Raw genomic sequence first — 25,589 nt, 5'->3', positions numbered from 1 at the left:
GAACGCAGACATGAACGGAGACATGACCGGCCTGCCCTCCTCCACCGCAGACACGACGCCGACGCGCGCCGACCTGCCCTCGCGGAGCCGCCGCAAGGCCCTGGGCCGCATGGGCGCGACGGTGCTGAGCTTCTCCGTGCTGCCCGCCGTGCCGGCGCTGGCCGCGAGCGCCACCAACATCGTCGCGGTGCGGGTCTGGCCGGCGAGCGACTACACCCGCGTGACGATCGAATCCGATCGGCAACTGGCCGCGAAGAGCTTCATGGCGGCGAATCCGGACCGGCTCGTGATCGACATCGACGGGCTGGAGCTGAACGCAGGCCTGAAGGAGCTGCTGGGCAAGGTCAAGCCGGACGATCCGTTCATCGCGGGCGTGCGCGTGGGGCAGAACCAGCCGCGCGTGGTGCGCATCGTGCTGGACCTGAAGCAGACGGTGGCGCCGCAGGTGTTCACGATCGAGCCGGTGGCGGCCTATCAGAACCGGCTGGTGCTGGACCTGTATCCGACGCGCGAGCGCGATCCGCTGCTGGACCTGGTGCGCGGCAAGGAAGCCGCCGAGTCCGCCGCGGCGCAGTCGGTGAACGACGCGCTGGGCGAGCTGATCGGCCGCATCGACCGGCCGCTGTCGGCGGCCTCATCGGCCGAGCAGGCCGCGAGCGCCGCGACGCCGCCGCAGCGCCCGGCAAGCGCGACGGCGATCGCGAAGATCGACACCCCGCCCCCGCCCGCGCCGCCGCTGAAGGAAGTGGCGCCGGAGATGAGCCAGACCAAGCTGGACCGGCTGATCGTGATCGCGATCGATCCGGGCCACGGGGGCGAGGATCCGGGCGCCATCGGCCCGACGGGCCTGAGAGAGAAGGACGTGGTGCTGGCGATCGGCAAGAAGCTGCGCGACCGCCTGAACGCGAACCCGCGCATCCGCGTGATGATGACGCGCGACGCCGACTTCTTCGTCCCGCTGGGCGAGCGCGTGCGCAAGGCGCGACGGGTGCAGGCCGACCTGTTCGTGTCGATCCACGCGGACGCCTTCATCACGCCGAAGGCACGCGGCGCCTCGGTCTTCGCGCTGTCGACCAGCGGCGCGAGCTCGACGAACGCGCGCTGGATGGCCGACAAGGAGAACGCGGCCGACGTGATCGGCGGCGTCAACACCAAGGCGGTGAAGGACGCGGGCGTGCTGCGCGCGATGCTGGACATGAGCACCTCGGCGCAGATCAAGGACAGCCTGAAGCTGGGCGGCGAAGTGCTGGGTCAGATCGGCAAGCTGGCCAAGCTGCACAAGGGGAGCGTCGAGCAGGCCGGCTTCGCGGTGCTGAAGGCGCCGGACGTGCCGTCGATCCTGGTGGAGACGGCCTTCATCTCCAACCCCGAGGAAGAGGCGAGATTGCGCGATCCGGACTACCAGGACGACTTGGTCAAGGCGCTGGCGACCGGCATCGCGCGGTACTTCGCGAAGAATCCGCCGCTGGCGGCGAGACACCGCGCGCTGTGACGGTGCTCGAGGATCAGCCTGCGGCGCCCCAGCCGCTGTTCGGGTTCGGCTCGATCCTGCTGGCGGGGTTCATCGGCGGGCCGCCCGCGGCGGGCGTGCTGGCGTTCCTCAACCTGCGAACGGCACCGGCTCGCGCACGCCAGCTGGTGCTCGGCTTCTTCGTGGCGGCGTCCGCCGTCTGGTGGTGGTGCCTGACGCAGGTTCCACCGGATGCCCTCTCGCAGCTGCTGGCCCATCTCCCGGTCTGCGCCGTCCTGAGCTTGCCCGCCTGGCTGATGCTGCGCGGATCTCACCGCGCCCACAAGGTAGCGGGCGGAGCGTTCAGGTCTGCGTGGGCGGCAGTCGGGATTGCAGTGCTCGTCCGGGTCGCGCTGGCGATGCTGACGCTTGCAGTTGCGGTCGCGACAGTCGGTTCCTAGGCGCGATCAGCCCTTGCTCTTGGCCGCGCGACTCGACGCTCGTGCTCGCTGCCTGGCTGGCACGCCGCCCTCGGGCAACAGTGTGCCAAATCCGTCGAGCACGATGACCACGCCAGCAGCAGTACGAATGGTGAGCTGCAACTCTGCCCCCATCGCGGACACGTACTTCCGCAATGTCGAAAGCAGCATGTCGCTGCGCTTTTCCAGTTGAGCGACCGCGTTCTGTTTGATCTGCAGGACATCGGCCAATTCGGTCTGAGTCTTTTCCAAAGCGCGGCGTGCCTGTGCGAGCGTCTCCGCGTAACGGATCATGTCGTCGGCCATCTCACGACTCTTGGCCTCAACCTTTGCGCGCCGCTCCGGCGGAAGCTCCGCGACGATGCTCTTGAGTGATCGGCTCATCTTCATTTCCTCTCGAACGTCCTGCCCCGATGGCCTTTGCGAGCCAGATGATCGGCAAATCGCCGATCGGCAATGCGGATCAACTGCTCGTAGAACATCGCCTGGCTCCTACCTTGCTTCGCCCCTGCCACCAGCACGCACGCCTGTCGATCAGGATCAAACGCGAATGCAGCGCGCCACACTTCCTTGCCGGCATTTGCCGTAAATCGCAGCTCCTTCATGTTGGAAAACTTCGAACCATGAAGCGTGTCCACGTGCGGCCTACCTGTCATCGGTCCAGACAATTCGATCGCACCCGCCGCACCGACCAAAGCGTCTTGGACATCCAATTCCAGGGCTTCATATTCGGCGACGAATTCATCATGAAAGAAGACTTCCCATGCGCCGGGAGAACAATCGTATGAGGACAAAACCATAACCTTTGCGTGATATCACGTCAAGGTGATGGTAGGCATGCAATCGGCACTTGGGCGATCTTCTCCCCCGACGCCGACCCGGCTCCCTCTTCAGTGGGAAACAGGTCAGGATTCAGAAAGCAATCGGCACCAATGAAAAACGGGGCCGCAGCCCCGTTCCGTTTCGTGATGGCGAGATGCCTTACTTGCCGACCTGCGTCGGCATCGCCGGTGCCGTCGTGCGCTGGATCGGCTTCCAGGTCTTGAGGCGTTCGAGGACGCTCGCGACGCCCGCTTCCAGCTGCACATCGCGTCCCGCGTTCACCGCCACCGGGTCCAGATCGACATCGATGTCCGGCGCGACGCCTTCGTTCTCGATGCGCCACTCGCCTTCCGGCGTGAAGAAGCGGAAGAACGGCACCACGAGGAAGCCGCCGTCGATCAGGCTCGGGTTCGCCGAGATGCCGATCAGGCCGCCCCAAGTCCGCTTGCCGATCAACGGGCCCAGGCCCGTGCGCTTGAACGCATAGGGCATGAAGTCGCCGCCGGAGCCCGCGTCCTGGTCGATCAGCATCGCCTTGGGACCGTAGATCGCGCCCGCGGGCGTGTCGTAGATCAGGCCGTCGCGGTCCTTCCAGCTGCCCAGGTAGGCGCGGTTCAGCAGCTCCGTCACGTAGTTCGCCGCCTGGCCGCCGCCGTTGCGGCGGTCATCGACGATCAGCCCCGGCTTGTCCACCTGCGCGAAGAACATCCGGTTGAAGTGCTGGAAGCCCGGACCCGCCGTGTCCGGCATGTAGACGTAGGCGATCTTGCCGCCGCTCAGGCGATCCACTTCCTCGCGGTTGTGGTCGATCCAGGCCCACTGGCGCAGCCGGCCCTCGGTCGCGATTGGCTCCACGGTCACGCGGCGCGCGCCCTGTCCGTTCGCATTGGCCGACACCGTCAGCTGCACCTGCTTGCCGACCGTGTTCTCCAGCTGCTGGTACAGGTTGTGCGCGCCGTCCACCGGCTGGCCGTTGACCGCCAGCAGGTAGTCGCCTTCCTTGACGCCCAGGCCCGGTGCCGCCAGCGGCGCCTTCAGGTAGGGGTCCCAGCGGTCGCCCTTGAAGATCGTCTTGATGCGGTACCGGCCGTTCTCGACGCTGAAGTCCGCGCCCAGCAGGCCCACCGCGACACGCGCCTCCTGGTGCACGTCGCCGCCACCCGTGCGGTTGTGGCCGACCTGCAGCTCGCCGATCATCTCGACCAGCAGATCGTTGAGGTCCTCGCGGCGCTGCAGACCCGCCACCAGCGGCGAATAGCGCTGGTACACGCCCTTCCAGTCGAGGCCGTGCAGGTTGGGGTCGTAGAAGAACTCCTTCTCCATCCACCAGGTCTCGTCGAAGATCTGACGCCATTCGGCGCGCGGATCCACGCGGGTCTTCAGGCCCGACAGGTCGATGCTCTTGGGATCGATCTTCTCCTTGGCATCGGCGATCTCCAGGCGGCCGCCGCCCGGGCTCAGCAGGATCTTCTTGCCGTCGGGGCTCAGGCTGTAGCCCTCGATCTGCGGCTTGACCAGCTTGGCCTTCTTCTCCTCGAAGTCGAAGCGGTACAGATCGCCCTTGCCGGCGTTGCCGGCCTCGGCGTCGATGGACACGCCCGGCTGCTTGCGCTCGATATAGAACAGCGCGCCGTCGTCCGCGACGGCCAGGTCGTCGTAGCGCGCGGTCGACACCGGCAGGCCGACGATGCGGTCCTTCAGGCCGGCGAAGTCGATGCGCACCGGCTTGACCTTGGGCTTCACGTCCTTGCCGTCATCCTTCTTGCCGGACTTCCCGTCGTCCTTCGACTCCTTGGCGTCCTTGTCGGCCTTCTCCGACTTGTCGGCCTTCTCACCCTTCTCGGACTTGTCCGACTTGTCGTCCTTCTTGTCCTCGTCCGCCTTCTTGTCCTTGCCGTCCTCGTCACCGGCCTTGGGCTCGAGCGGCGACTTGCCGTCCGCGCGCAGCACCGCCGCGTACAGGCCCATGCGCAGCGAGCGCTCCTGCGTGGACATGTCCAGGCCCACCTGGGCCGGGCCCGAGTTGATCGACGCGGCGAAGAACAGCACGTCGCCCTTGGTCGAGAACGCCGGCAGGTTGGCGTGGCTCAGGCCGTCGGTGACCGTGTGCTGCTGACCGGTCTGGAAGTCGGCGATGCGGACCTGGCTGAAGAAGTTCTTGCCCACCACCGTGTAGGCCAGGTAACGACCGTCAGGCGAGAAGCCGACGTCGAAGCCGGCGCGACGCTCGCTGCTGTCGATCTTCGCCAGCTTGCCCGACTGCGCGCCGGTCAACGGCAGCTGGTACAGGTTGAGGTGGTTGTCCTGCAGCACCAGCCGCGCGCCGTCGGGCGACCACGCGAGCAGCGTGTAGTAGCCGGTCTCCGGCAGCAGCAGCTTGCGCGTGGGCTTGTTGGCGGCCTGGTCGCCGAGCTGGTCGCGGATCACGACCTGATGGCGCATGCCGGGCTCGTCGGAGACGTAGGCGACCTGCTGGCCGTCGGGGCTCCACAGGCCGTCCTTCTCGCGCACGCCGGAGGTCTGCGTCAGGTTGCGCACGACCCCGTCCTTCACCGGCACGGAGAAGATCTCGCCGCGCGCGCTCACCACGACGCGCTTGCCGGTCGCCGACAGCGACGCGCCGGTCATCGTCTTGGCGGCGTCCTTCCACTGCACGCGCGCCTCGTTGCTCGGCTCGTTCAGCGCGATGCTGAGGAAACGCGCGGTGCCGCCGTCGATGCCGACTTCCTTCAGCTGGCCGCCGGCCTCGTAGACAATGCGGCCGTCACGGCCGTCGGCGCTGCGCACGTCCCAGACGGTTTCCTTCGTCAGCTGGCGCAGCGCCTTGGTCCTGGTGTTGAACGCGAACAGGTTGGCCGCGCCGTCGTTGCGGTCGGAGATGAAGACGACCTCGTCGCCCATCCAGATCGGGTTGCTGTCGGTCGCGTTGACGTGGGGGATCTGCTCCCAGGTCTTGCCCTTGGGATCGAGGATCCAGATCGGCGGCGTCGTGCCGCCGCGGCTCTGGCGCCAGCCGCTCGGGCCGACGTACGCGGCCGCGTAGGGGCGGTAGGCCAGGCGCGTGCCGTCGGGCGACCACGTGCCTTCGAAGGCCACGGCCTCCATCACCTTCTGCTCGAAGCCGCCGTCGACCGGCACTTCGAAGAGCTGTCGGCTGCGGTTGTTCAGCACCTCGCGGTTGGAGGCGAACAGCACACGCTTGCCGTCGGGGCTCCAGCCGGTCACCACGTCGGCGGCCGGGTGCCAGGTCAGGCGACGGGGCTGGCCGCCGCTGGCGGCGATGACGTAGACATCGGTGTTGCCGTCGTAACCCGCGGAGAACGCGATCCACTGGCCGTCCGGCGAGAAGCGCGGCGCGAACTCGGCGGCCGCGTGGCCGGCGAGCCGGCGCGGCTGGCTGCCGTCGCGGTTGGCGATCCACAGGTCGCCGCCGTAGACGAAGGCCAGATGGCGCGCGGACACGGCGGGCTCGCGCAGCAGCAGGGTCACGGCTTGCGTCGGTGCGGTCGTCGTGGCCGTCGCGGCGGCGGATGCGATGACGGCAGGCTGGGCCTGCTGAGCCTGTGTCGGGGCTGCCGCGATGACGGCGGTCAGACTCAGGGCCAGGGTGATGGCCTTGCTGAGGATGCTGGGTTGCATGAGCGTGATCGGCGGTGAAAACAGCGGGCGAGGATAGCCCTGCGATTTCACCGTGACGAAGCTCACCCCCGGGGTTTGCGCGCTCTGCGGGTCGGTGTTTTCCCTTTAGGTGCCGCCTGCCTGCCGCGACCGGGGCGTTGGCCGCTGGGGCATGGGGCCACAGGCGTCAAGCGCCTGAACCCCAAGCCCCACCGTCCCCAACCGCTCGTGGCGTACGACGTCTTAGCGGCTCGCTGTCTGCGTCGATCAGGCGGTGGTGGTCTTCGCGCGTGAGGCGCGCCATCCACCGTACAACGCGATCAGGCCCGGGATCAGGATCATGGCCCAGATGATCTTGCTGAGATGGGTCTGCACGAACGGGATGTTGCCGAAGAGGTAGCCCGCCATCGTCAGGCCCACGACCCAGACGACGCCGCCGGCGACGTTGTAGGCGGTGAAGCGGCTGCGGGTCATCGCCGCGACGCCGGCCACGAAGGGCGCGAAGGTGCGGATGAAGGGCATGAAGCGGGCGAGGATGATGGTGACGCCGCCGTGCTTCTCGTAGAACTCATGCGCGGCGTCGAAGGCGCGCTTGTTGAAGAAGCGCGACTGCTCCCACTGGAAGACCTTCGGCCCGAAGTAGCGCCCGATCGTGTAGTTGCACTGGTCGCCCAGGATCGCGGCGACGAGCAGCACGGCGATCGCCAGCGGCAGGCTCATCATCCCGGTCCCGCACAGCGCGCCGACGACGAACAGCAGCGAGTCGCCCGGCAGGAAGGGCATCACCACGAGGCCGGTCTCGACGAACACGATCAGGAACAGCAGCGCGTACACCCACATGCCGTAGGCGGTGACGAACTCGGCGAGGTGCTTGTCGACATGCAGGATGAAGTCGACGAGGAAGTGCATCAGGTCCATGGGCGCGGATTATGGCGGGCGGTTCCCGGTCAACCGGTGACGAAACGCGAGATTGACCGACTCGGAAATGCGGTGTGGTCCACCGAACAGAGTCAAGCCCTCAGATCGGCAGTGATCGGCCCCGGAACCGCGCCACCTTCTACAATCGCCCCCATGGACGACACCCTCGCCCCGACGGCGAACGCCGCGGCCGCATTCGACACCGCCGCCCCCGCGGGCCGGCGCGCGATCCGCGAACTCCCCGATGAACTGATCTCCCAGATCGCCGCCGGCGAGGTCGTCGAACGCCCGGCCTCCGTCGTGCGCGAACTGGTGGACAACGCGCTGGACGCCGGCGCCGGCCAGATCCAGCTCAAGCTGATCGCCGGCGGCATCCGCAGCCTCATCGTCGAGGACGACGGCCACGGCATCCCCGACGGCGAGCTGCCCCTGGCCATCAAGCGCCACGCCACCAGCAAGATCGGCACGCTGGACGACCTGGAGGCCGTCGCGACGATGGGCTTCCGCGGCGAAGCCCTCGCCGCCGTCTCGTCCATCGCCGAACTGGCCCTGGTCTCGCGCTACGACGGCGCCGCCCATGCCTGGCGCCTGGAAGCCCGCACCGGTGAGCTCAGCCCCGCCGCCCGCGCCAGAGGCACTTCCGTCGAAGTCCGCGAGCTGTTCTTCAACACGCCCGCCCGCCGCAAGTTCCTGAAGAGCGAGAGCACCGAGCTCGCCCATTGCCTCGAAGCGCTGCGCCGCCACGCGCTGGCCCGGCCCGACGTCGGCTTCGCCGTCTGGCACGAGGGCAAGCTGGTCGACCAGTGGCGCGCCTCCCCGTTGCCGCAGCGGATCGCGGAAGTCCTCAACGAGGACTTCATCGCGCAGAGCCGCGAGGTGTTCGCCGAGGTCGGCCCGATGCGCATCCACGGTCGCATCGGCCTGCCCGAGGCCGCCCGCAGCCGCGCCGACATGCAGTACGTCTACGTCAACGGCCGCTACGTGCGCGACAAGCTGATCGCCCACGCGATCCGCTCCGCCTTCGACGACGTCCTGCACGGCCACCGCCAGCCGAGCTACGTGCTGTTCATCGACGTCCAGCCCGAGCTGGTCGACGTCAACGTCCATCCGACCAAGATCGAGGTCCGCTTCCGCGACGGCCGCGAGATCCACCAGCAGGTGCGCCGCGCCGTGGTGGCCGCGCTCGCGCTCTCGCGCAGCAGCGAGGAAGGCCAGCCGACCGCGGCGGCGCCCGCCACGACCGGCGAGCCCGCCGCCTCGCCGGGCCGCCAGCGCTGGACCGGCACGCCGGCCTGGGAACAGGGCGGCATGGCCGGTGCACCGGGCACCTCGATCGCACCGGGCACGGACGGACAGACCGCGGGCGACGCCGCTTCCAGCCAGTTCGCCTACGAGCCACCGGCCCCCTACACCGCGCCCTCCGCCCGGTTTGCCGGCCCCGAGGGCTGGCGTGCCCCGATCCCGACCCGCGCGCAGACGGCGCTCGCGCTGGAACAGGCCGAGGCGCTCTACGCTTCCGGCCCCAGAAGCGGCCTGCCGACCACGCCGGCCTCGGCTTCCGCGCTGTCGGCGCTGGGCGCCGCACCCGCCGCCCCGCTGCCGTCGAGCCAGGCCGGCGAATGGCCGCTGGGTCGCGCGATCGCGCAGATCCAGGGCATCTACGTGCTGGCCGAGAACGCGCAGGGCCTGATCATCATCGACATGCACGCGGCCCATGAGCGCGTGGTCTACGAACGCCTGAAGGCCGCGCTCGGCGAGACCCGCATCGACTCGCAGCCGCTGCTGATCCCGGTGACCTTCGCCGCGACGCCGGCCGAGATCGCCACCGCCGAGGCGCAGTCCGAAACGCTGCGGCGCCTGGGGCTCGACATCTCCCCGCTGTCGGCGAAGGTGCTCGCGGTGCGCGAACGCCCGGCGCTGCTGGCCGGCGGCGATGTCGTCGAACTCGCGCGCGGCGTGCTGGCCGAACTGGCACAGTTCGACGCCAGCCATGCGATCGAGCGCGCGCAGCATGAGATCCTCGCCACGATGGCCTGCCACGGCGCGGTGCGGGCCAATCGCCAGCTCACGATCGACGAGATGAATGCGCTGCTGCGCGACATGGAACGCACGGAACGCGCCGATCAATGCAACCATGGGCGCCCGACCTGGCGCCAACTGACCCTGCGCGACCTCGACGCGCTGTTCCTGCGCGGGCGCTGAGTCCGGGCGACTCAACGCGCCCGCCCGTCGTCCGTTCCCGCGCTCCCCCTCTTTTTCCGGCGGATCCCCGCAATTCACCCCGAAGCAGTACCGACATGGCCACGCTCAAACTCAACAAGAACAAACCGGCCGATGCCAAGTCGGCGGACGACAAGGGGCCGCGCCGCGCGCCGCTGCGCGGAAAAGGCGTCAACAAGCCGCGCCCGACGCTGGCACAAGCCCAGACCGACCGCGCCGAACGCGAGGCGGCGTTCCAGAAGCGCCTGGCTGAGGAAGGCCGTGAACGACGTGACCCGCGCCGTGACCCGCGACGTGACGATCGCGGCCAGGACACCCGCGGCCCGCAGGGACGCGACGACCGCCGCGGCGGTCCCGGCGGCCGGCCACCGCGCGAAGGCGGAGGCTACGGCGACCGTCCGCGCTCGGATGACCGCCCCCGCTTCGACGGCGACCGTCCCCGCCGGGATGACCGCTACGGCGATCGTCCCGCCCGTCCTCAAGGGGATCGTCCGCAAGGCGACCGCCCGTATGGGGACCGCCCTCAGGGGGACCGTTCCTATGGCGACCGGCCGCAGGGGGATCGCTCGTACGGCAACCGTCCGCAAGGGGATCGTCCTTATGGCGACCGTCCTCAGGGAGATCGCCCCTACGGTGATCGCCCGCAACGCGACCGCGCCTATGGCGACCGGCCACAAGGCGACCGTCCCCGGGGTGATCGGCCGTATGGCGACCGTCCCTATGGCGACCGTCCCTCTGGCGATCGTCCACAGGGCGACCGGCCTTACGGGGACCGCCCGCAAGGCAACCGCTCCTACGGGGACCGCCCGCGCGATGATCGCGGTGGCGACCGGGGCGGCGACCGCTATGGCCGCGGCAACGAAGGCTCGCGCTACGGGAACGGCCCCGGCGCCGGTCCGGGCGCCCGCTACGGCGACGACCGCCCGCGTCGCGCGCCTTACGGCGACCGCGATCCCGGCCACCCGTCCGACGTCCATGCCCGCGCCGAGCGCGAGGAGCGCGCCGAGCGCACCGACCGTCCGCGTCAGCCGGACGCGCCGCGCCAGCCCGCGCCGGTGCGCCTCGCCGACCAGGATGCCGGTGAGCGCCTCTCCAAGCGCATGAGCGAACTCGGCCTGGCCTCGCGCCGCGAAGCCGATGAATGGATCGAATCCGGCTGGGTGACCGTGGACGGCCAGCTCGCGACGCTCGGCCAGCGCGTCGGCCCCGACGCGAAGATCGAGGTCGACCCCGCCGCCCGCGAACAGCAGGCGCAGCGCGTGACCATCCTGCTGAACAAGCCGATCGGCTACGTCTCCGGCCAGGCCGAGGACGGCTACGAGCCCGCCTCGGTGCTGGTCAAGGCCGACACCCATTGGGGCGAGGATCCGTCCAAGATCCACTGGGCGCCGGGCCACGGCCGCGGCCTCGCGCCGGCGGGGCGCCTGGACATCGACTCCACCGGCCTGCTGGTGCTGACGCAGGACGGTCGCATCGCGCGCCACCTGATCGGCGAGGACTCCGACGTCGAGAAGGAGTACTTGGTCCGCGTCGCCATCGAGAACGGCGATCCGGAGCAGGCCCCGCAGCACGCGCTCGACCCGCGCGCGGTCGCGATGCTGATCCACGGTCTGGAACTGGACGGCGTGCAGTTGAAGCCCGCCAAGGTGAGCTGGGCCAACGAGGACCAGCTGCGCTTCGTCCTGCGCGAGGGCCGCAAGCGCCAGATCCGCCGGATGTGCGAACTGGTCGGGCTGAAGGTGCTGGGCCTGAAGCGCGTGCGCATCGGCCGCATCCCGCTGGGTCAGCTCCCGCCAGGACAGTGGCGCTACCTCGCGCCCTGGGAGCGCTTTTGAGCGTTCCGTCGCCGGCGGCGGCTGACCGCGGCGCGAGCCCCGCGCCCGCGCTGCAGGTCGTCGCGCTGGCGATGCTGCTGGGGCTGCAGCCGGTCACGACCGACCTCTATCTGCCCGCCCTGCCCGGCCTGCGCGCCGACCTGCAGGCGGGCATGGGTGCGACGCAGCTGACGCTGTCCGCGCTGATGCTCGCGTTCGGACTCTCCCAACTGGTGCTGGGCCCGCTGGGCGATCGCTTCGGCCGGCGGCCGGTGCTGCTGGGCGGGCTGTCGCTGTACGTCGTCGCCGCGATCGGCGCGGCGCTGGCCTCGACGATCGAGGGCCTCGTCGCCTGCCGCGCGCTGCAGGGTCTGGGCCTGGCGGCGTCGGTCGTCGTCGCGCGGGCGATGCTGCGCGACTGGTTCGAGCCCCAGGAAGGCGCACGGATGATGGCCAAGGCGCTGTCCGGGCTCGGCGTCATCGCGCTGGCCTCGCCGCTGATCGGCGGCGTGCTCGCGGCCGGTCTCGGCTGGCGCTGGGCGATCCTGGCGACCGCCGTCTTCGGCGCCGCGACGCTGGCGCTGATCGCGCTGCGCGTCCCCGAAAGCCTGCCTCGTCCCGACCCCGCCGCGCTGCGTCCCTCGGGTCTCGTCGCCAACTGGCGGACCGTGCTCTCGAACCCGACCTTCCGCGCCTACGCGCTGCTCACCGCGCTCGCCTACGCGACGCTGTACGCCTTCCTCGCCGGCTCCAGCTTCGTGTTCATCGAGGTCCTGGGCCTGCGCCACCACGCCTACGGCGCGCTCGTCGCGGGCGGCGCCGCGCTCTACGTCACCGGCACGCTGATCTGCCGCCGCTGGCTGCGCACGCTGAGCATCGCCGACACCGTCGCGCGCGGCGCGTGCTTCACCGCGCTGGGCGCGCTGGGCATGGGCCTGGCCGCCTTCGTGCTGTCGCCGTCGCCGTGGGCGCTGATGATCCCGCACGTCGGCATCATGCTCGGCCACGGCGTGCTCCAGCCCTGCGGTCAGGCCGGCGCCGTCGGGCCGTTCCCGCGTCAGGCCGGCGCGGCGGCGGCGCTGTCAGGCTTCGCGATCGCGCTCGCCGCCTTCGCCGTCGGCGCGTGGCTCAGCGCCAGCCTCGACGGCACCGTGACGCTGCTCGCCGCCACGATGATGGTGCTGGGCCTGTGTACCGCCACCTGCGCCTGGACGCTGGTTCGTCGGCACGGCCAGCCCTCGCCCCGACCCGCATGAGCGACCTCCGCCGCCCCGATACCGTGATCGACGCCGAGATCGACGCCGTGATCGACGCCAACCGCCCGGCGAGGCACGACCTGACCCCGCTCTGCATCGCGGGCCCGACGGGCTGCGGCAAGACCGCCGCGGCGCTTGCGATCGCGCGCCGCCAAGCGGTCGAGATCATCAGCGTCGACTCCGCGCTGGTGTACCGCGGCATGGACATCGGCACGGCCAAGCCGACGCCGGACGAGCTCGCGTCCGTGCCGCACCACCTGATCGACATCCTCGAGCCGACGGCGAGCTACTCCGCCGCGCAGTTCGTCCGCGATGCGATGCGACTGGTGCCGGAGATCCAGTCGCGCGGCGCGCGTCCGCTGCTCGTGGGCGGCACGATGCTGTACTTCAAGGCGCTCTTCGACGGCCTGTCGGAGCTGCCGCAGGCCGACCCCGCGCTGCGGGCGCAACTCGACGCCGAGGCCGCGCGCGACGGCTGGCCCGCGATGCACGCGCGGCTGGCCACGCTCGATCCCGAGACCGCCGCGCGACTGGCGCCGCTGGACGCGCAGCGCATCCAGCGCGCGCTGGAGGTCTGCCTGCTCAGCGGCGAGCCGATGTCGGCGCTCTACCAGCGCCAGCGCTCGCAGGGCGTCGACTGGCCGCTGATCTCGCTCGAACCCTCGGACGAGGCCCGCGCCTGGCTGCATGCGCGGCTCGGGCAGCGCTTCGCGCTCATGCTGGAACAGGGCTTCATCGACGAGGTCCGCCGCCTGCGCGCGCGCGGCGACCTGCACCTCGGCCTGCCGTCGATGCGTTGCGTCGGCTACCGCCAGGCGTGGGAACTCCTCGACGCGAACGAGGCCGCGCCCGACCTCGCGGCGCTGCAGGAACTCGGCACCGCGGCGACGCGGCAGCTCGCCAAGCGCCAGATCACCTGGCTGCGCAGCATGCCGGCGCGCCGCATCGTGCCGGCCGAGGCGCCAGACGCGCTCGACCGGCTGATCGCACACGTCGACACGATCTGACCGGGCGCCCGCCGGGACAGGCGCCACAATCCCTCGATCGACCTCCGGCTTCTCCACGACGATCTGGAAGAGGGTTCCGACGATGGATGTCCCGCTCCTCACGGCCACCGGCCTGACCAAGCGCTACGGCGCGCAGACGCTGTTCGAGCACCTCTCGCTGACGCTGCAGCGCGGGGAAATGCTCGCGCTGCTCGGCGAATCCGGCAGCGGCAAGTCCACGCTGCTGAACGGCCTGGCCGCGCTGGAGCCGCTGGACCGGGGTCAGGTCGTGCTGCTGGGGCGCGACATCCTGTCGCTGGACGAATCCGGCCAGGCGCAGCTGCGCCGCGAACAGCTGGGTTTCGTGTTCCAGGCCTTCCACGTGCTGCCGCATCTGAACGTCCACGACAACGTGGCCCTGCCCTTGTTGCTGCAGGGCAAGCCCGACGCGAAGCGCGTGGCCGAGATGCTCGACGCGGTCGGCCTCGCCGCGCAGGCCCGGCACCTGCCGCGGCAGTTGTCCGGCGGACAGCTGCAGCGCGTCGCGATCGCCCGCGCGCTGGTGCACCGGCCCGTGCTGGTGCTGGCCGACGAGCCCACCGGCAACCTCGATCCCGCGCATGCGGATCAGGTCATGCGGTTGCTGCGCCAGCAGTTGCTCGAGCAGAACGCGGCCTGCCTGCTGGTGACGCACTCGGCGCACGCGGCGGAACACGCGGACCGGCGGTTGCGGCTCGAGAACGGGCACCTCGTCGAGGCATGAGCCCGCAATGAGCACGCAATGAACTCGCGACACCACCGAAGCCGGCGATGAGTCCGCGATACCCCCGCCCTGCGCCCACGACGGGCCAACGATGAGCCGGCGATGAACGCGCGCGTGAACTCCTCCGCCCTCGCCGGCCTGCGCCGCGCCTGGGGCTGGTGGTGGCAGCTGTCGTGGCCGGCGCTGCGCCTGCAGTGGGGCCGCCAGCTCGCGGCGCTGCTGACGATCGCGCTGGGGCTGGCGCTGGCCGGCGCGGTGCACTGGATCAACGCGTCGGCGCTGGCGCAGTTCGAATCCGCCGCGCGCCAGAGCAGCGCGGTGGCCGATACCGAACTCAGCCCCGCGCCCGGCGCCGCGCCGCTGTCCGACCGCTACTTCGGCGAGCTCGCCGCGCGCGACGACATCGCCGCGATCGCGCCCCGGCTCGACGCCAGCATCCGGCTTCAGGGCCGCGACGGATCCTGGCAGCGCGTGCGGCTGATCGGGCTGGACCTGGTGCAGCTCGGCGCCTTCCATCCGCAATGGTTCCCCCGACTGGACGGCGCGGACCTCGGCCGCGCGCTGCGCGAGCCGGCGCTGCTGGTCAGCGATGCGGCGTGGTCGAGACTCGGCTTCGACGCCACGGCCAACGCGGGCACAGGCAACGGCACATCAGGATCCCTGCCCGCCTCGGGGTCAGGTCTTGCCGCGCCTTCCGCGCCGCCTTTGTCGCCCTCGCGGCCCTCGCCCCTGCCCCGGACCCTGCGCGTCGACCTCCCGGATGAACCGGCCCCGCTCCCCGTCGCCGGCCGCGTGCCGGACCGCCAGCAGCCGCTGGTCATCGTCGACATCGCCTGGGCACAGCAACTGCTGCACCGCCCCGGGCAGCTCGACGCGATCCTGCTGCGCATGGCGCCGGACCGCGCGGTGCCGACCAACTGGCCCGCCGGCGTCCAGGCCCATGCGCCCGAGGACCAGGCCCGCCAGCAGGCCGACGAGGCGCGCCGCCTCACGCGCGCCTACCGGCTCAATCTCGGCGTGCTGTCGCTGATGGCGCTCTTCGTCGGCGCGTTCATGGTCTTCGCGGTGCACAGCCTGTCGGTGGCGCAGCGGCTGCCGCAACTCGCACTGCTGGGCGTGCTCGGCATGAGCGCGCGTCAGCGGCTGGCGCTGCTGGTGTCGGAGGCGCTGGCGCTTGGCCTCGCCGGCGCGGTGCTGGGCCTGGGGCTGGCCGTCGCACTCGCCGAGCTGGGCCTGCACGCGCTCGGCGGCGATCTCGGCAGCGGGCTGACCGGGCTCAGCGGCGGACGGCCCGAGCTGCAGCTCTCGGGCGCCTCGATCGCGGGCCTGCTCGCGCTGGGACCGCTGGTGAGCCTGGGCGCGGCCGCCCTGCCGCTGGCGCGGCTGCGCGGCCTGCCGGTCGCGCAGGTGCTCAAGGGACTCGGCAGCGGCGGCGATGCCGGCCGCTGGTGGTGGATGGGTCCGGTGCTGCTGGCCGCCGCCTTGCCGCTGACGTGGATGCGCCCCGTCTTCGGCCTGCCGCTCGGGACCTATGCGGCGATGGTCGCGCTGCTGCTCGGCGCGCTGGGCACGGTGCCCTTCGTGCTGCGCGCGATCACGGGCCTGCTGCGCGGCTGGGCGGCGCGGCGCGCGCTGCCGCTGCTGGCCGTCGAACGCGCCCGCGACCAGGCGGGTGAAGCGGGCCGCCTGATCGCGGGCGTGCTGGTCGCGCTGGCGCTCGCCGTGGCCATGCTGGTGATGGTCGCGAGCTTCCGGAATTCCCTGGACCAGTGGCTGAGCGACATGCTGCCCGCCGATCTCTACCTGCGCCAGACCGCCCGCGACAGCGCCCAGCAGGGCCAGCCGATGCCGCCGGGACTGGCGGCGTCGGCGGCGGCGCTGCCGGGCGTCGAGCGCGTGGCGGCGCAGCGCACGCGCTCGATCGGGATCCGGGTGCGCGGCATGACCGGCGGCACGACGCTGCTGGCGCGGCCGCTCGATCACCGGCTGCCGCTGCAGGGCGAGGCCGCCACGCTGCCCGACGGCCTGCAGCCGGTCTACATCAACGAGGCGATGCGCGACGAGCTCCGCCTCGCCCCCGGCGACCGCTTCATGCTCCGGCTCGACGGACGGCAGCTGCCGGTCGGCGTGAAGGCGATCTGGCGCGACTACAGCCGCCAGAGCGGCGCCGTGCTGATGGAGCGAAGCGATTGGGAACGGCTCAGCGGCGACGCCGCGATCACCGAGCTCGCGCTGTGGCTGAAAGCCGGCGCCGATCCCATCGCCGTGCAGCAGGCGCTGCGCGACAGCTCCGGCGCGCCGGAGTCGCTGGAGATCGCCTCGGCCGGCGAGCTGCGGCGCTTCTCGCTCGCGATCTTCGACCGCAGCTTCGCGATCACCTACTGGCTGCAGGCGGTGGGGCTGGGGCTGGGCCTGTTCGGCGTGGCGGCCAGCCTGTCGGCGCAGTTGCTGGCACGGCGGCGCGAATTCGGCCTGCTGCTGCACCTCGGCCTGACGCGCGCGATGCTGCGCCGGCTGGTGCTCGCCGAAACGCTGCTGCAGGCCCTGGCCGGCGCGGTCATGGGGCTGCTGGTCGGGCTGGCCATCAGCGCGGTGCTGGTGTTCCGGCTCAACCCGCAGAGTTTCCACTGGAGCATGGACTGGGCCATCCCCGGCTGGCGCGTCGCGGCGCTGCTGGTGGCCAGCCTGCTCGCCACCGGCGCCACCGCCGCCTGGGCCAGCGCGCGTGCGCTGCGCGCCGGCAGCGGCGAGGCGCTGCGCGCCGTGCGGGAGGACTGGTGATGATCGGACGGCGCCCGCTGCTGGGCGGTTTCGGACTCTCGGCGCTGACCCTGGCGCCTCAGGCGTCGTTCGCCCAGGCGCGGAAGTCCGGCGCCGGGTCAGGGTCAGGGTCAGGGTCGGGGTCGGGGCCGACGTCGGCATCGGCATCGGAGCGCTTGTCCGCCGCACCGCTGCATTTCCCCCGCGACCACGGCGCGCATCCCGAGACGCGCGTCGAGTGGTGGTATGTGACGGGCGTGCTGTACACGGGTTCGGCCGCGGCCGCGCCGGCAGCCAGGATCGGCAAGGACGGCGACGGCAGTCCCCGGCCGGACTTCGGTTTCCAGCTCACCTTCTTCCGGGTCCGGAACGATCTGAAGCGTCCGTTGCAGTCGGCGTTCGCGCCGGATCAGATGATGCTGGGCCATGCGGCGATCTCGGACCTGGGCCGGCAGCGCCTGCTGCACGACCAGCAGGTGCTGCGGCATGGTTTCGCGAACGCGCGGACCGAGATCGACGACACCCGCGTGCGCCTGGGCAACTGGCAGTTGCGTCGCGTGGACACCCCCGGCGGCGCCGGCGGTGTCGGCACTCCCGGCGGCCGCAGCCGATACGCGCTGCTGATGGCGAGCGAACAGGCCGGCTTCGCGCTCGAGCTGACGCTGGAGGCGCCGCAGGCCCCGCTGCTGCAGGGCCGGGCCGGCTGGTCGCGCAAGGGACCGGGCGAGCAGCAGGCGAGCCGCTACGTCAGCGAGCCGCAGTTGTCGGGCACCGGCCGGCTCGCGCTGCGCGAGGGCGGCACGCACGGCACACGCGATGTGCGGGCCCGGGCCTGGCTGGATCACGAATGGAGCAACCAGTACCTTGGCCGTGGCGCCGACGCGGCGCCGGACCGCGCGGTCGGCTGGGACTGGCTGGGTTTGAACCTCGACGACGGCGCGTCGCTGACGCTGTTCCGGATGCGCGGGCAGGACGGCAAGGGGATCTGGACCGGCGGCAGCTGGCGCGCGGCGACGGGCGGCGCCATGGTCGACTTCGAGCAGCAGCTCCAGTTCGAGCCGCTGGCGTTCTGGAAGAGCCCGGTCAGCCTCGCGACCTATCCGGTCCGCTGGCGGATCCGCACGCCGCGCGGCGTGTTCCTGGTCGAGGCCGCGTACGCGTCGCAGGAGATCGACGCGCGCCGCAGCACGGGCTTCCCGTACTGGGAAGGCGTGGCGCGCGTGGCCGACGAGGCCGGCCGCACGCTGGGCTGGGGCTACCTGGAGATGACGGGCTACGCGGGACGGGTCCCGCTGTAGCACCGCGCTAGGCCGGTCGCGTGCCGCTGTAGCGACTGCGCCCCGACGGGATCGCCGCGTAGGCGCGCACGCAGTTGCAGCCGGCGCTGCGGGCCAGCGCCAGCGCCTGCCGGGCCTGCTGCAGCAGTTGGTCCGCGCCCTGCTGCGGCTCGCGCCGCCAGTCCTGCCAATGGGCCAGGCCCAGGCTCGCGCTCAAGGGCAGCGCCTGCCCCTGCCAGCGGTAGTCGAGGGTGGCCACGCGGGCCCGCACCCGGTCCGCGGCATCCAGCGCGCCCAGCGGATCGGTGCACGGCAGGTACGCGGCCCACACGCCACGCGGCAAGGGCAGCAACCAGTCCCCGCCGCGCAACTGTTGCCGCACAAGCTGGTCCAGGCGCTCATCCAATGCCTGGATGCAGTCCTCGCCATGCTGCTGCTGCAGTCGCGCCCAGGGGTCGAGTTCCAGCAGCATCAGCACGCCGTCGTGGCGGTGCCGCTGCGCACGGGCGGCCTCGCGTTTGAGGTCGTCCATCAACTGCGCCTCGTCGGCGGCGGCGATCCGCGCCGGAGGCTCGCGACGCGCCAGCCAGCGCCGCCGCAGGGAAGTCCACCAGGCCCCGGGGCCCCTGTCCGAGTCTTGAGCCATGCCGCCCACCTTCGCCGGAGATGAGGATCGATTGCAGCACAGGAGCAAGCCGCGCGCCGCCCCCTTGAGCGGGGGAGGATAGGCGCTTGCGCCACGGTGCGTCGCGTCAGTTGTAACGAATCCGGACGCGCCGCAGGGACGCGTGCGACCGGTCCGCGCCTGCTCTACAGTCAACGGCTGTGTCCAGCGCCCGCGGCCTTGCCGCCCTGCCCGTGCACACCACACCAGAACAAGGTTCGCGAGATCCGGGAGACTCGCGGGATTCCACGTTCAATGAACCGGCCGCTCCGCCGCCCGGCGACCTGCCGATGCCGGCGGTCGTCGGCGCGCTGCTCGTGCTGCTGACCGGTCTGGCGCTGACGCTCAGCGCGATGCTGTGGAACCGCAACCGCGTCGTGGCCGAAGGGCATCGCGTCCTCGATGCCCAGATGGAGCGCCTGCAGCGCGACGTCGTCCAGCGCTTCATGCAACCGGTCTACGGCCTCAAGGGCGCGCGCGGGACGATCGCCGCGCTGCGTGGCCGGCTCGACCGCCACGCCTTCCGCGCCTACGTGCAGTCGCGCGATCTGGCGCGCGAATTTCCGGGAGTGCGCGGCTTCGGCTTCGTGCCGCGCGTGATGCGCGCCGATCTGCCCGCGTTCATCGCCGCCGAGCGGGCGGACGGCGCGCCGCAGTTCTCGGTGCGCGGTTTCGGCGACGCCGCGCCGGACCTCTTCGTCGTCGCCCACATCGAGCCGCTGTCGCAGAACTATCCGGCCTGGGGCTTCGACCTCGGGTCGGAATCGACCCGCCGCCGCGCCATCGAACAGGCGATCGCCACCGGCGAGGCCACGCTGTCCGCGCCGGTGCCGCTGGTGCAGGATCGGGCGCACGGACCCGGCATGCTGCTGCTGGTGCCGGTCTTCCGCGACGGCGCGGATCCGGTCACGCCCGACCAGCGTCGACAGTCCTTGCTGGGCATGCTCTACGCGCCGCTGGTGGCGCAGGAGATCCTGCACGGACTCAAGGAGGGCCTGGCCGCGGCGCCGATGGACTTCCGGCTGCTGGTCGACGACCACGGCGCGACCGAGGACCTGCTGCTGGATTCGGTCACCGGCATCCAGCCCCTCGACACCCCGCCGACCGCGCGGGCCGGTTTCGACAACCGCGTCGTCGCGGTCGAGCGTCAGGTCGAGATCGCCGGCCGGGCCTTCCGCGTAGAGGCCGCGCTGACGACGGCCTATGAGCGCGACGTCATCGACGCCGCGGGCTGGGGGCCGGGGTTGCTGGGCCTGGTGCTGACGACGCTGCTGGCGGCGACGACCTACCTGCTGTCGGCCGGCCGCGCCCGCGCGCAAGCCCTGGCCGACACGATGACCGAGGACCTGCGCCGCCTGACGCTGGACCAGCAGGCGATGCTGGACACCGAGGTCATCGCCATGGCCAAGCTGCGCGGCCGTCGCATCGTGTGGAAGAACGGCGCGCTGGAACGGCTCTTCGGCTACGGCAAGGACGGGATGCTCGGGCTGCCGGTGCGCGAGCTGTACGTCGACGAGGACACCTTCGCCGCGCTCGGCCAGAACGCCTATCCGGTGCTGCGGCGCGGCGGCCACTACCGCAGCCAGCAACAGATGCGGCGCAAGGACGGCAGCCTCGTCTGGGTGGACCTCAACGGCGTCGCGCTGCCCGGCGAGCGCGACGAGGAGACCACGCTCTGGATGATGGTCGACATCACGCAGAGCAAGGCCTACGAGGCCCGCGTCGAGCGCGCCGCCTTCCACGATGCGCTCACCGGCCTGCCCAATCGCGTGCTGCTCGCCGACCGGCTGCGCCAGTCGATGGCCGCGGCGCAACGGCAGCAGCAGTCGGTGGCCGTGGCCTACCTGGACCTGGACGGCTTCAAGGCCGTCAACGACGCGCACGGCCACGATGCGGGCGACGAGGTGCTGAAGGCCGTGGCGCAGCGGCTCGCGGAGACGATCCGCGCCACCGACACGGCCGCGCGGCTCGGCGGCGACGAGTTCGTCGTGCTGCTGACGCCCCTGCCCTCGCCCGAGGCGAGCCGCGTCACCTGCGAGCGGCTGCTGCGCGCGATCCTGGAACCGGTACGGCTCTCCTCGGGCGCGACGGTGCAGGTGGGCAGCAGCATCGGCGTCGCGCACTACCCGCTCGACGGTGTCGACGCCGAGGTGCTGATGAGCCGCGCGGACCAGACGATGTTCGAATCCAAGCGCGCCGGACGTTGCCGGATCCGCTGGCTCAACGGGGCGCTGCCGCCGGACGAGATCGATCTGTCGGCGCTGCGCCAGCCTTCGGAGCTGCCATCGGCCGGCACTTCGGCGGAGACATCACCCGCGACCGATCCGCAGCGTCTGCGGGGTGACCGGAGCCATGCACGCTGAGCCGCCGTACAGTCGGGCGATGACCTGCCTGACCACCGCCCGCCTCCGCCTGGAACCGATGACCGACGCCCACCTGCAGGGCCTGTTCGAGATGAACCGCGACCCCGAGGTGATGCGCTACATCACCGGCAAGCCCGACACGCTCGAGGACACGCAGGCCATGATCGACCGGGTCAAGGCGCGCTGGGCCGAGTGGGGCTTCAGCTGGTGGACCTTCTTCGAGGTCGGGACCGGCGAGATCGTCGGCGCTGGCTGCATCCAGCATTTGCGCGGCGACAAGGCCAACCCGCACGAGATCGGCTGGCGCCTGCGCCGCGACCGCTGGAGCCTGGGTTATGGCTCGGAGGCGGCGCGCCGGATGGCGGCCTTCGCGTTCGATACGCTGCAGGCGCCCGAGCTCGTCGCGGTCTGCGAGCCGGCGAACGAGGGCTCGGCCCACATCATGAAGAAGCTCGGCATGAGTTACCGCGAGCTGCAGCGCTGGCACGACGCGGACATCGCGGTCTACGGCATGACGGCGGACGAATGGCGCCGCTCCCCGTCCGCGGCCAAGGCGGCGCAAGAGATGTCCGCCACAACGCTGGCTCCCCGCGGCTGACGCGGCGCCGGTTTGGGATGCGCCGCTAGGCGCAAACCGGAGCCATAGCGGCGCTATGGCGAGGATTTGCAACGACGCGGCGCGCCCAAAGCGGTGCTGCGTCAGTCGTGGGGATCAGAGGCCGCCGACGAAGTAGCGCTTCAGGCCGGACAGGATCATCTCGACCGCGATGGCGGTCAGCACCAGGCCCATCAACTTCTCGATCGCCGAGACGACCGAGTCGCCGAGCAGCTTGCGGATCCGGTCCGCCAAAATCAGCGCGAGGAACGAGATCACCATCGCCGTGAACAGCGCGCCGATCCATTCGGCCACGCGGTCCGGCTGGCGCGAGGCCAGCAGCAGCACCGTCGCCATCGCCGACGGGCCGGCCAGCAGCGGCACGGCCAGCGGGAAGATGAACGGCTCGCGGCCGGTCTCCACGCCGTAGGCGGATTCGCCGGCGTGGCTGAAGATCATCCGGATCGCGATGATGATCAGGATCACGCCGCCGGCCACCTCGAGCGAACGCTCGGACAGGTGCATCAGCCGCAGGAAGCCCTCGCCCAGGAACATGAAGGCCAGCAGCACGCCGAAGGCGATGGTCACTTCGCGCAGCGCGACCTTGAGCCGGCGCTCGCGCGGCACGGCCCGCATGATGGGGATGAAGATCGGCAGGCTGCCCAGTGGGTCGAGCACCAGCAGCAGCAGGATGAGGGCGGAGAGAAAACTGTGATCCATGGGGCGGGATTCTCGCCGATGGCGCCCCGCGGGCGACTGGGCGTTGGCGCGCCGCCACGCACGCTTCGTTCATCCGACTCCATAGAATCGCAAGGATTCCTCGCCCTGACCTCGATGATGAACAAGATGAACGACAGGATGGACAAGAAGACCGCCCCTGCCCGGCCCACCGGTCCGGTCGTGCTGGATGCGATCGACCTGCGGATCCTGGAGGCGCTGCAGCGCGACGGCCGGATGTCCAACGTCGATCTGGCGACTCAGGTCCACCTGTCGGCGCCGCAGTGCTTCCGCCGCGTGCGCGCGCTGGAGGAACGCGGCGTGCTGCGCGGCTACCGCGCCGATGTCGCCCCGCTCGCGCTGGGGCTGAGCGTCACCGCCTACGTCAGCCTGAACATCACCGCGCAGGCCTTCGTCCGCGTGCGGGAGATCGAGTCGCTGATCCGCGACTTCCCCGAGATCCTGGAGTGCCACACCGTGTCGGGGGACTCGGACTACCTGCTGAAGGTGGTCGCGCGGGACCTGCAGGCGCTGTCCAAGTTCCTGACCGACAAGCTGATGCAGCTGGACGGCGTCGCCGACGTGCGCTCGATGATCTGCCTGGAGGAGATCAAGCCGCCGGCGGGGCTGCCGGTCAAGTAGGCGCGTTCTGCTTCGACGGCACGGCGAATTCCAGGGCCGCGATCGCGTAGTTCAACGCTTCATGCTTGCGCTGGGCCACTCGATACTCCGCGCTCACGCCGCTGGGGTCGCGCGATGCGGGGACGCCTGACGCGGGGTCGGCCAAGCGGATCATCTCCCGCAGTCGGTCATCGCGCGCGGCCTTGATCGCCGGCAGCTGACCGCCATCGTCATGGAACGCATCGATGAGTCGCAGCCGCATCGGCGGCGTCAATTCATTGAATGCTCGACCAGCGGCCTTGGAGAGGTTCCGGGCAATGAATTCGGCCTCCCCGACACCGCTACCGCCGGCACCGGTCGCTTCGAGCTTCTGATGCACGTGACGGAGCTGGTCGACGACCAGCATCATCCGGTCCGCGATCTGATCCGCCAATCGGGCCTCCCCATTGCGGAACGGCAGGAGACGCTTCAACTTCTGAGCAATGCCCAGGGAACTGTCGATCTCCCGGAACAGCGCTCCCATCGAATTCTGAAGGGGTCGTTCGCGCGAGGTCGCCAGCAGGTTGGCTTCGCTGGCGGCGCGCGCCTGCGTCAGTGCCATCGCCAGCGTGGTCGCCGCTTCAGCATTCCTCGAGGTCTGCAGAAGGTCCGGGGCGGAAGCGGACCGCGGCAGCGCGGCGAACGCCTTCGGCAGGCGGGCCATGGCGTCCATGATCTTGCGTTCCTTCAGGTCGGCAGCTTTGCGATCGTCGACCTCGGGATCATGGGTGGCCACTGCCGGCAACTGGGCGAACATTCGGTGGACCTCGGCGTTCGTGATCGCCGGGGTGGGCATCAAGGGCCGATGCAAAGCGGTGTTGGCGGGAATCGGCTCGTCCAGCAGCGATGACTCGGCCCCGGACATCGGTGCCGGTGCCGGTGCGGGCACAGGTGCAGGTGCAGGTGCGGGCACAGGTGCAGGTGCAGGTGCAGGTGCAGGTGCGGGTGCAGGTGCAGGTGCGGGTGCGGGCGCGGGCGCAGGTGCAGGTGCAGGTGCAGGCATGGGTGCGGGCGCAGGTGCCGGTGCCGGTGCCGGTGCCGGTGCTGGCGGTGCGGCTGCAGGTGCGGGCGCAGGTGATTGCGCGTACACGCGCTCGCAGGCCTGGCTGAGCTGACGATCCAGCCCTTGCGCAAAGGCCTCGCCATGCCGGTCCCGCGCCTCCTGAATGAATCGGCGCTGCTCTTGCTGGAAGTGTTCCAGGCTGGGCCCTGGCTGCTGCAGCTCATCCGCCTCCTGGCGGTGGCGATCCAGCGATTCCATCTGGTTCATCAGCGTGATCGCCGCACCGGAAGCCGTCGCGCCGTCCGCGCAGATCACCGCCAGGCCGCTGACGTCGCCGAGCGTCTCCTGCCTCGTCGCGACGGCGTCGCGAGCGCGGGCCACGTCCAGCTGAAACGCCTCCGGATCCCGCGGCTGGGCCTGCACGTCATGCATGCGCATCAGCCGCGACTCCACGGGCTCCCCGGGGAGCTGGATGTCCACCTGCAACAGCCAACTGCCGTCCGGTTCCATGCCGTCCAGGCGATACGCACTCGCGCGCGCTTCGCCGCCGTCGTCGGTCTGCAGGCTGCAGACGATCGACTGCCCCGGATGCTTGAGTTGCTCGAAGAATGGAGAGATCGGCTCACCAGGCCCCGGATGCAGCAGCATCACATCGGACACGTCCTGTTCGTCCAGGGCCTGCAGCACGCCGAGGAAGGCATGGGGATCGATGGGCGTCGGCGGCGACGACGGGGCAGGCACTGTCGCCGCGCGTGCCGGTGAAGCGGCGCGCTGGAGGTCCGGGCCGGCTTGCGGCGCCGGGCCGCTGCGCACAGGAGCGCCGGACTGCGGTTGCGGCGGTCGCGGCGCGCTGGGTGCCGGCGCGGGGTACGGCACGTACCGGATCGGGGCACCAAAGGCCGCGGGAGGCGCCGCGGCTTGCAAGACGGGCGGCATGTACCGGGAGATCTCGTGCAGCGCCGCATTCAGGATCGGCGCGATCACGCCGTGCAGCGGATGGCCGACCGCGCAGGCCGCCAACGGCAGCAGGTGGGCCACATGAACCCCGTGCGCCACGGGCGGCCACACGGACGCGACGCCCGCCATCGAGGCTCCACCGAACGACGGCGCATGCATGGCGCCGCCCCAGCCGACAGCGGAGGCGAAGGAGGAATGGAAGAGCGTGTTTTCGAACATGGGGCGGGAGAATCGCGCGGGGCAAGGCCTCGAAACGGGCCTGGCCAA

Annotated in this window: 19 protein-coding genes; 12 read left to right on the top strand and 7 right to left on the bottom strand. The window is 70.9% G+C overall.

Going from position 1 to position 25,589, the window contains the following annotated elements; translation table 11 throughout:
• Positions 1-10 precede the first annotated feature (10 nt).
• Both AC1VNM_RS04355 and AC1VNM_RS04350 read left to right on the top strand, forming a co-directional pair.
• Positions 11-1,492, top strand: a complete 1,482-nt coding sequence (locus AC1VNM_RS04355; protein ID WP_377155621.1) for an N-acetylmuramoyl-L-alanine amidase — start codon at positions 11-13, stop codon at positions 1,490-1,492.
• Complete coding sequence (locus AC1VNM_RS04350; RefSeq protein ID WP_483106003.1) at positions 1,489-1,911, top strand: hypothetical protein; 423 nt, start codon at positions 1,489-1,491, stop codon at positions 1,909-1,911. The genes AC1VNM_RS04355 and AC1VNM_RS04350 overlap by 4 nt, the downstream gene beginning before the upstream one ends.
• Positions 1,912-1,917: 6 nt before the next feature.
• Here AC1VNM_RS04350 and AC1VNM_RS04345 read toward each other — a convergent pair whose 3' ends face one another.
• From AC1VNM_RS04345 to AC1VNM_RS04330, 4 genes are all read right to left on the bottom strand, one after another.
• Positions 1,918-2,313 (bottom strand): helix-turn-helix domain-containing protein, encoded by a 396-nt coding sequence (locus tag AC1VNM_RS04345; protein ID WP_377155625.1) that lies wholly within the window; start codon positions 2,311-2,313, stop codon positions 1,918-1,920.
• A 2-nt stretch (positions 2,314-2,315) separates the two neighbouring features.
• Positions 2,316-2,723, bottom strand: coding sequence for a type II toxin-antitoxin system RelE/ParE family toxin (locus AC1VNM_RS04340; protein WP_377155626.1), 408 nt, complete (start codon positions 2,721-2,723; stop codon positions 2,316-2,318).
• A 187-nt stretch (positions 2,724-2,910) separates the two neighbouring features.
• Positions 2,911-6,390: a S41 family peptidase gene (locus AC1VNM_RS04335; RefSeq protein WP_483106002.1), complete on the bottom strand. Its 3,480-nt coding sequence runs from the start codon at positions 6,388-6,390 to the stop codon at positions 2,911-2,913.
• A 246-nt stretch (positions 6,391-6,636) separates the two neighbouring features.
• The gene (locus AC1VNM_RS04330; protein ID WP_483106001.1) at positions 6,637-7,287 is read right to left on the bottom strand and encodes a DedA family protein; all 651 of its coding nucleotides are present in this window, start codon (positions 7,285-7,287) and stop codon (positions 6,637-6,639) included.
• Between the two features lie 153 nt (positions 7,288-7,440).
• Here AC1VNM_RS04330 and mutL point away from each other — a divergent pair, with 153 nt between their 5' ends.
• The 7 genes from mutL (at position 7,441) to AC1VNM_RS04295 (ending at position 18,384) form a co-directional block, all read left to right on the top strand.
• Entirely contained in the window at positions 7,441-9,489 is a 2,049-nt protein-coding gene (mutL, locus tag AC1VNM_RS04325; RefSeq protein ID WP_483106000.1) for a DNA mismatch repair endonuclease MutL, read from the top strand.
• Positions 9,490-9,584: 95 nt separating this feature from the next.
• A complete protein-coding gene (locus tag AC1VNM_RS04320; protein WP_483105999.1) occupies positions 9,585-11,342 on the top strand; it encodes a pseudouridine synthase in 1,758 nt (585 codons plus the stop codon).
• A complete protein-coding gene (locus tag AC1VNM_RS04315) occupies positions 11,339-12,577 on the top strand; it encodes a multidrug effflux MFS transporter (protein WP_483105998.1) in 1,239 nt (412 codons plus the stop codon). Before AC1VNM_RS04320 ends, AC1VNM_RS04315 begins: the two co-directional genes overlap by 4 nt.
• Positions 12,574-13,584 carry a tRNA (adenosine(37)-N6)-dimethylallyltransferase MiaA gene (miaA, locus tag AC1VNM_RS04310; RefSeq protein WP_483105997.1) on the top strand — a complete coding sequence of 337 codons (1,011 nt, stop codon included), beginning with the start codon at positions 12,574-12,576 and terminating at the stop codon, positions 13,582-13,584. The genes AC1VNM_RS04315 and miaA overlap by 4 nt, the downstream gene beginning before the upstream one ends.
• An 82-nt stretch (positions 13,585-13,666) precedes the next feature.
• The gene (locus AC1VNM_RS04305; RefSeq protein WP_377155641.1) at positions 13,667-14,326 is read left to right on the top strand and encodes an ABC transporter ATP-binding protein; all 660 of its coding nucleotides are present in this window, start codon (positions 13,667-13,669) and stop codon (positions 14,324-14,326) included.
• A 114-nt stretch (positions 14,327-14,440) separates the two neighbouring features.
• Entirely contained in the window at positions 14,441-17,107 is a 2,667-nt protein-coding gene (locus AC1VNM_RS04300) for an FtsX-like permease family protein (RefSeq protein WP_483105996.1), read from the top strand.
• Positions 17,107-18,384 carry a lipocalin-like domain-containing protein gene (locus AC1VNM_RS04295; RefSeq protein WP_483105995.1) on the top strand — a complete coding sequence of 426 codons (1,278 nt, stop codon included), beginning with the start codon at positions 17,107-17,109 and terminating at the stop codon, positions 18,382-18,384. The genes AC1VNM_RS04300 and AC1VNM_RS04295 overlap by 1 nt, the downstream gene beginning before the upstream one ends.
• Positions 18,385-18,391: 7 nt before the next feature.
• Here the strand turns inward: AC1VNM_RS04295 and AC1VNM_RS04290 are convergent, their stop codons facing one another.
• Positions 18,392-19,009, bottom strand: a complete 618-nt coding sequence (locus tag AC1VNM_RS04290; RefSeq protein ID WP_483105994.1) for a GGDEF domain-containing protein — start codon at positions 19,007-19,009, stop codon at positions 18,392-18,394.
• A gap of 308 nt (positions 19,010-19,317) precedes the next feature.
• Between AC1VNM_RS04290 and AC1VNM_RS04285 the strand changes: the two genes are divergently transcribed.
• Positions 19,318-21,390, top strand: coding sequence for a sensor domain-containing diguanylate cyclase (locus tag AC1VNM_RS04285; RefSeq protein WP_483105993.1), 2,073 nt, complete (start codon positions 19,318-19,320; stop codon positions 21,388-21,390).
• 58 nt (positions 21,391-21,448) lie between these two features.
• On the top strand, positions 21,449-21,988 hold the full coding sequence (locus tag AC1VNM_RS04280) for a GNAT family N-acetyltransferase (protein ID WP_483105992.1): 540 nt from the start codon (positions 21,449-21,451) through the stop codon (positions 21,986-21,988).
• A gap of 114 nt (positions 21,989-22,102) precedes the next feature.
• Here AC1VNM_RS04280 and AC1VNM_RS04275 read toward each other — a convergent pair whose 3' ends face one another.
• On the bottom strand, positions 22,103-22,705 hold the full coding sequence (locus AC1VNM_RS04275; protein ID WP_377155647.1) for a MarC family protein: 603 nt from the start codon (positions 22,703-22,705) through the stop codon (positions 22,103-22,105).
• A gap of 126 nt (positions 22,706-22,831) precedes the next feature.
• On the opposite strand from AC1VNM_RS04275, the gene AC1VNM_RS04270 reads away from it, so the two are divergent.
• A complete protein-coding gene (locus tag AC1VNM_RS04270) occupies positions 22,832-23,344 on the top strand; it encodes an Lrp/AsnC family transcriptional regulator (protein ID WP_483105991.1) in 513 nt (170 codons plus the stop codon).
• Here the strand turns inward: AC1VNM_RS04270 and AC1VNM_RS04265 are convergent.
• Positions 23,337-25,052: a hypothetical protein gene (locus tag AC1VNM_RS04265; protein WP_483105990.1), complete on the bottom strand. Its 1,716-nt coding sequence runs from the start codon at positions 25,050-25,052 to the stop codon at positions 23,337-23,339. The genes AC1VNM_RS04270 and AC1VNM_RS04265 overlap by 8 nt on opposite strands.
• Positions 25,053-25,589: the final 537 nt, after the last annotated feature.

It is taken from the genome of Mitsuaria sp. MSU3D (assembly GCF_056867975.1).
Note: the sequence above shows the minus strand (reverse complement) of the source record. Positions and strands in the feature narration are given on the sequence as shown.

Excerpts from the sequence above, each read along its gene's own strand:
- AC1VNM_RS04355 (WP_377155621.1), top strand. The coding sequence starts at position 11 with ATGAACGGAGACATGACCGGCCTGCCCTCCTCCACCGCAGACACGACG.
- AC1VNM_RS04345 (WP_377155625.1), bottom strand. The coding sequence starts at position 2,313 with ATGAGCCGATCACTCAAGAGCATCGTCGCGGAGCTTCCGCCGGAGCGG.
- AC1VNM_RS04335 (WP_483106002.1), bottom strand. The coding sequence starts at position 6,390 with ATGCAACCCAGCATCCTCAGCAAGGCCATCACCCTGGCCCTGAGTCTG.
- AC1VNM_RS04330 (WP_483106001.1), bottom strand. The coding sequence starts at position 7,287 with ATGGACCTGATGCACTTCCTCGTCGACTTCATCCTGCATGTCGACAAG.
- mutL (WP_483106000.1), top strand. The coding sequence starts at position 7,441 with ATGGACGACACCCTCGCCCCGACGGCGAACGCCGCGGCCGCATTCGAC.
- AC1VNM_RS04320 (WP_483105999.1), top strand. The coding sequence starts at position 9,585 with ATGGCCACGCTCAAACTCAACAAGAACAAACCGGCCGATGCCAAGTCG.
- miaA (WP_483105997.1), top strand. The coding sequence starts at position 12,574 with ATGAGCGACCTCCGCCGCCCCGATACCGTGATCGACGCCGAGATCGAC.
- AC1VNM_RS04305 (WP_377155641.1), top strand. The coding sequence starts at position 13,667 with ATGGATGTCCCGCTCCTCACGGCCACCGGCCTGACCAAGCGCTACGGC.
- AC1VNM_RS04295 (WP_483105995.1), top strand. The coding sequence starts at position 17,107 with ATGATCGGACGGCGCCCGCTGCTGGGCGGTTTCGGACTCTCGGCGCTG.
- AC1VNM_RS04290 (WP_483105994.1), bottom strand. The coding sequence starts at position 19,009 with ATGGCTCAAGACTCGGACAGGGGCCCCGGGGCCTGGTGGACTTCCCTG.
- AC1VNM_RS04285 (WP_483105993.1), top strand. The coding sequence starts at position 19,318 with ATGCCGGCGGTCGTCGGCGCGCTGCTCGTGCTGCTGACCGGTCTGGCG.
- AC1VNM_RS04280 (WP_483105992.1), top strand. The coding sequence starts at position 21,449 with ATGACCGACGCCCACCTGCAGGGCCTGTTCGAGATGAACCGCGACCCC.
- AC1VNM_RS04275 (WP_377155647.1), bottom strand. The coding sequence starts at position 22,705 with ATGGATCACAGTTTTCTCTCCGCCCTCATCCTGCTGCTGCTGGTGCTC.
- AC1VNM_RS04270 (WP_483105991.1), top strand. The coding sequence starts at position 22,832 with ATGAACGACAGGATGGACAAGAAGACCGCCCCTGCCCGGCCCACCGGT.